This window comes from Nonomuraea guangzhouensis (assembly GCF_019396345.1).
GTDB classification, from domain to species: Bacteria; Actinomycetota; Actinomycetes; order Streptosporangiales; family Streptosporangiaceae; genus Nonomuraea; species Nonomuraea guangzhouensis.
Window position 1 is genome coordinate 1 of sequence record NZ_JAHKRM010000093.1, and the last position, 5,330, is coordinate 5,330.

At 66.4% G+C, this 5,330-nt stretch carries 1 protein-coding gene; it reads left to right on the forward strand.

The window, feature by feature from the left end; all coding sequences use genetic code 11:
* A partial coding sequence (locus tag KME78_RS63465; RefSeq protein ID WP_219539924.1) for a non-ribosomal peptide synthetase occupies positions 1-5,330 on the forward strand: 5,330 nt, incomplete at both ends.

The window sequence follows — 5,330 nt, forward strand, 5'->3', positions numbered from 1 at the left end:
TACCGCACCGGCGACCAAGCCCACTGGAACCCCAACAGCCACATCCACTTCCTCGGCCGAAACGACCACCAAATCAAACTCCGCGGCTACCGCATCGAACCCACCGAAATCCAACACGCGCTGACCAACCATCCGGCCGTCGCCGCCGCACACGTCATCGCCCACCAGCAGCGCCTCATCGCCTACCTCGTGCCCACAGACTCGACAATCGGCATCCCGACCACCGGAGAACTGCGGCAATACCTGCTCCAGACCCTGCCGGACCACATGATCCCCGCCATCTTCATCGAGCTGACCACGTTCCCCCTCACCCCCAACGGCAAGATCGACCGCACCGCACTCCCCACCCCCGACGGCAACCGACCCGAACTAAACAGCACCTACCAACCACCCACCACCCCCACCGAAGAACTCCTCACCACCATCTGGACCGACCTCCTCCACCTCGACCAGATCGGCACCACCGACAACTTCTTCGACCTCGGCGGACACTCACTCCTCGCCACCCAAGCCATCACCCGCACCCGCACCACCTTCAACACCGACATCACCCTCGCCGAACTCTTCGACCACCCCACCATCAGCGAGCTCGCCGCCGCCATCGACGCCGGAACAGCCGGAGCCACTCCACCGCCCATCGCGCATATCCCACGCGGCCAGGCACTGCCGCTGTCCTTCGCGCAGCAGCGACTCTGGTTCCTCGCACAGCTCGACCCCGCCTCGGTCGAATACAACGTCCCCTCCCCCATCCCGCTCAGCGGGGAACTGGACGTGGTCGCGCTGCGAGCGGCTGTGAACACGCTCATCGAGCGGCATGAGGTCTTGCGCACCCGGCTCGTGGCCGATGCCAACGGGGTGCCGTGGCAGATGATCGACCCACCCTCTGCGTTCACCCTGCCTCTGATCGATCTGACGGCGGAAGACGATCCCGCTCAAGCGGCTCGCGCGTGGGTGACCGCCGACGCGACCACCCCGTTCGACCTGGCCACCGGCCCGCTCATCCGCGGCAGCCTGCTCCGCCTGGCGAAGGACCGGCACATTCTCGCGCTGTGCATGCACCACATCGTGTTCGACGAGTGGTCGGCCAAGATCTTCCAGCAAGAGCTCAAAGCGCTCTACACCAGCTACCGAGCGGGCCGGCCAAACCCCCTGCCTCCGCTGACCGTCCAGTACGCGGACTTCGCGAAGTGGCAACGCGACCGGCTCACCGGACCATTACTGGACAAGCAGCTCAGCTACTGGCGCACCCAGCTCGCCAATCCCCCGATCCTGGAACTGCCGACCGACCGGCCGCGCCCAGCCGTGCGCTCCACCGACGGCGCCGCCATCACCTTCCAGCTCGACACCGAAGTCGCGCGGCGACTGCAGGAGATCTCCCGTCGCCACGGCGCCACGATGTTCATGACGCTGCTGGCCGCCTACACGGTCCTGCTGCACAAGTACACCGGCCAAGATGACCTGATCGTCGGTACGCCCGTCGCCAACCGCAACCACGCCGAAACCGAACAACTCATCGGCTTCTTCGTCAACACCCTCGCCCTGCGCACGGATCTGCGAGCCGACCCGACATTCACCGACCTCCTGACCCACATCCGAGGCACGGCCCTGGCCGCCTACGCTCACCAGGACCTGCCCTTCGAGCAGCTCATCGACGAGCTCAACATCACCCGCGACCGCTCCCGAACCCCCCTGGTCCAGAGCTTCTTCAATTACGTCATCACTGAGCCTGGAACAGACGAGGACGACTGGACGCCTGATCTCGAGGACCTTCAGGCCAAGTGCGACCTCATGGTGGCCTTCAACCAGAACGGCGATGTCCTCCAGGGCGTGATCGAGTACAGCACCGCTTTGTTCGACGATTCCACCATCGAACGCCTCGTCGGCCATCTCCAGCATCTCCTGACCGCGATCACCGCAGACCCCGCCCAGCATCTGTCCGGGCTGCAGCTCCTCACGCCCGGCGAACATGAGCAGATCACCGGCTGGAACAACACCCACCGTCCTCTTCCGGACCAGCTGATCCCCGCGCAGATCAGCACCCGCGCCGCCGCCCACCCCGACCGCGTGGCGGTGACCTGCAACGACACCGCCCTGACCTACGGCCAGCTGGAGACGCGTGCCAACCAGCTCGCCCACCACCTGCTCACCCTGGGCGTCCAGCCCGAGAGCGTGATCGCCCTGAGCCTGGACCGCGGCCCCGACATGATCATCGCCATGCTCGCCGTCTGGAAAGCCGGCGCCACTTACCTGCCCCTCGACCCCGACTACCCGGCCGGCCGACTCGCCTACATGCTCACCGACAGCGGAGCCAGGCTCCTCATCGGGCACACCGCCATCCCTGGCATCCCGACAGTCGATCTCGACGACCCGGCCATCGACGCCGCCCCGTCCGACAGCCCAGGCACGGTGATTCATCCGCACCAGGCCGCGTACCTGATCTATACGTCGGGGTCGACCGGTCAGGCCAAGAGCACGGTCGTCAGCCACCGCAACCTGGCCGCCATCATCGACGCCCAGATCACCGCCTTCGACGTCACCCCTGACGACACCGCCCTGCAGCTGACCTCCTTCAGCTTCGACGTCGCAGCCAGCGAAATCTTCACCACCCTCACCACCGGCGCCCACCTGATCATCGCCGACACCACCGCCCGCCAATCCACCCCCGACCTGCACCACCTCATGCACACGCAACACGTCACCATCACCCAAGCCACCCCCACCCTCCTGCAGCACCTCGACACCACCACGCTGCCTCACCTGCGCACCCTCATCACCGGCGGCGAACCCTGCCCGCCCCACATGGCCAAAATCTGGGCCACCCACCACCGCCACATCAACGCCTACGGCCCCACCGAAGCCACCATCTGCGCCACCGCCACGATGGGCGCCACCGAAACCGCCATCGACTCCACCGCCGTGACCCACAGCCACGGCATCGCCATCGGAACCCCCATCACCAACACCCACACCCACGTCCTGGACCCACACCTTCAGCCCGTCCCGGTCGGCGTCCCCGGCGAGCTCTACATCGGCGGCGCGGGCATCAGCCGCGGCTATCACCGCCGCCCTGCTCTCACCGCCGAACGCTTCGTCGCCGGCCCTGACGGATCGCGGCTCTATCGCACCGGCGACCTCGTACGGTGGCGGGCGGACGGGCAACTCGACTTCCTCGGCCGCACCGACCAGCAGATCAAACTGCGCGGCTTCCGCATCGAACCCGCCGAGATCCAACACACGCTGACCAGCCATCCGGCCATCGCCGCCGCACACGTCATCGCCCACCAGCAGCGCCTCGTCGCCTACCTCCTGACAGACCAGCAGCCACTCCCGCCGGTCAACGAACTACGCGACCACCTGCGAACCAGCCTGCCCGACCACATGATCCCCGCCGTCTTCGTCGAACTCGCCAGCTTCCCCCTCACCCCGAACGGAAAGATCGACCGCGCGGCGCTCCCCGCCCCTGACACCAATCGCCCCGGCCTCGCTGACGTCTACCAGCCGCCCGCCACCATGACGGAGGAGCTACTGGCCGGAATCTGGGCCGACCTCCTCGACATCGGCCAGATCGGCACCACCGACAACTTCTTCGACCTCGGCGGACACTCACTCCTGGCCACCCAGGCCGTCACCCGCACCCGCGCCACCTTCGGCACGGATCTCAGCGTGGCCGACCTGTTCGACCACCCCACCATCACCGACCTGGCCACCCTCATCGACACCGGGACGACCGGCGAGCAGGCACCGCCCATCGCCGCCGTGCCGCGCGACCAAAAGCTGCCGCTGTCCTTCGCCCAGCAACGACTCTGGTTCCTCAACCAGCTCGAACCGGGATCGGTCGAATACAACATCCCCTTCCCCATCTCGCTGAATGGGCATCTGGACACAGCAGCTCTTCGGTCAGCCTTGAACGCCATCATCGAGCGGCACGAAGTTCTCCGTACCCGGCTGGTGGCCGACGCCGACGGAGTGCCCTGGCAGATCATCGATCCCCCAACCGGATTCGACCTGCCCCTGGTGGACTTGGCTGGGCAGGCAGATCGCGCCCAAGCGCTGATCGCCGCCGAAGCGGCGGCCCCGTTCAACCTGGCCACCGGCCCGCTCATCCGCGGCAGCCTCCTTCGCCTGGCCAACGATGAGCACATCCTCGCCCTGTGCCTCCACCACATCGTCGCCGACGACTGGTCAGCCAAGATCTTCCACAACGAGCTGACGGCACTGTACGAAGCATTCCGAGCCGGCCGGCCGAACCCGCTGCCGCCTCCGACCGTGCAGTACGCGGACTTCGCGGTGTGGCAGCGCGACTGGCTCACCGGGCCGATGCTGGAGGAACAGCTCGGCTACTGGCGCTCCCGACTGGCGAACCCGCCCGTCCTCGATCTGCCCACCGACCGGCCACGTCCGGCAGTGCGCTCCACGGACGGCGCCGCGATCACCTTCGAGCTCGACGCCGAGGTTACGCGACGGCTGCGGGAGATCTCCCGTCGCAACACCAGCACCATGTTCATGACGTTGCTGGCCGCCTACGCCGTCCTGCTGAACAAGTACAGCGGACAGGACGACCTGATCATCGGCGCGCCGGTCGCCAACCGCAACCACGCCGAGACCGAGAACCTCATCGGCTTCTTCGTCAACACCCTGGCGCTCCGTGCCGACTTGAGCGGCGACCTGACCTTCACCGATCTACTGGCCCAGATCCGCGCCACCGCACTGGCCGCCTACACCCATCAAGACCTGCCCTTCGAGCAGCTCATCGACGACCTGGCCGTGGACCGAGACCGCTCCAACACCCCGCTGGTGCAAACCCTCTTCGACTACACCACCACCAGCCAAGAACACCCCGACGACAGCGAATCAGCCGAACAAGTCCTGTTCGACCTAAGCCTTCTCCTAGGCCACAACCACGACGGCGCCCTCATCGGCTCCATCCAATACAGCACCACACTCTTCGACCCGGCCACCATCCACCGCATGATCGGCCACCTCACCGAACTCCTCACCGCCATCACCGAAAACCCCGACCAGCACCTGTCCGAACTGGCCATCCTCACCCCGGCCGAACACCAGCTGATCACCGACTGGAACGCCACCACTGCCGAACTTCCCAGCAGGAGCGCAGTTCACGAGCTGATCACCGCGCAGGCTCTCGCCCGCCCCGACGCGGAAGCCGTCGTTCATGACCAGGCCTCCCTCACCTACACCGAGTTGGAAACCCGCGCCAACCAACTCGCCCACCACCTGCAAGCCCTCGGAGCCGGCCCAGAAACCATCGTGGGCCTCTGCCTCGAACGCGGCATAGACGTCATCATCGCCATCCTCGCCACATGGAAGAC